1 protein-coding gene and 1 pseudogene are annotated in these 962 nt (G+C 44.8%); both read left to right on the forward strand.

Annotated features, from left to right (window positions below):
• Positions 1 to 646: 4Fe-4S dicluster domain-containing protein (locus tag AB5935_RS26425; RefSeq protein ID WP_368327920.1), on the forward strand; the 646-nt coding region annotated here is incomplete at its 5' end.
• A 19-nt stretch (positions 647 to 665) separates the two neighbouring features.
• Positions 666 to 962, forward strand: a pseudogene (locus tag AB5935_RS26430) (aldo/keto reductase); the annotation flags it as partial.

Raw genomic sequence — 962 nt, forward strand, 5'->3', positions numbered from 1 at the left:
CACTACTGAACAGGTAGACAATGCCCGTCGTAGCTTCCTTTCAGCATCGGCCATTTTTGCAACAACTTCTGTACTGAAAGCACAAGAGAAAAAAGTAGACGGAGGATTGGCTACTATCGAAGATAAAAAGATTCCCCAAAGAGAAAACCCTATCTATCCTCCCGGTGCTTTAAGCGCACGCAATTTCACTCAACATTGCACAGCCTGCCAATTATGTGTCTCTGTTTGTCCCAACCAGGTATTGCGCCCATCGGACAACCTATTGACATTGATGCAACCGGAAATATCATACGAACGTGGATATTGCCGTCCCGAATGTACTAAATGTTCGGAAGTTTGTCCTGCCGGTGCTATTCATCTCACCAGTCTTGCCGAGAAATCAGCTATTCAGATCGGACATGCCGTATGGATTAAAGAGAACTGTGTACCTTTGACAGATGGAATGGAATGTGGCAACTGTGCCCGCCATTGTCCGACAGGTGCCATACAGATGGTAGCTTCCGATCCTGAAAAAACAGATTCTCCAAAGATTCCGGTAGTAAATGTAGAAAAATGTATCGGTTGTGGGGCGTGTGAGAACCTTTGTCCGTCCCGTCCTTTCAGCGCCATTTATGTGACAGGACATCAGATGCATAGAATTATTTGATCTAAATCAGTATAAGATTATGGAAGATAAAAATAAGAAAGATATAAATAGAAGAGATTTTATTAAGATTGTAGGTATCAGTGCAGCCACATCGACAGGTCTGTTATACGGATGCTCTTCAAAGGGGACTACTTCTGCAAGTAGCGCAACAGGAGAAGGAGAGGTGCCCACCGATAAAATGACTTACCGCACATCTCCAACCACCGGTGACCGTGTTTCACTTTTGGGATATGGTTGTATGCGTTGGCCGCTCAAACCTGCTCCCGATGGTAATGGTGAAGTTATCGACCAGGATGCCGTAAACGGATTGGTAGAT

The sequence above is a fragment of the Phocaeicola sp. RTP21198st1_B8_RTP21198_201120 genome (assembly GCF_040929485.1).
Classification (GTDB): domain Bacteria; phylum Bacteroidota; class Bacteroidia; order Bacteroidales; family Bacteroidaceae; genus Phocaeicola; species Phocaeicola dorei.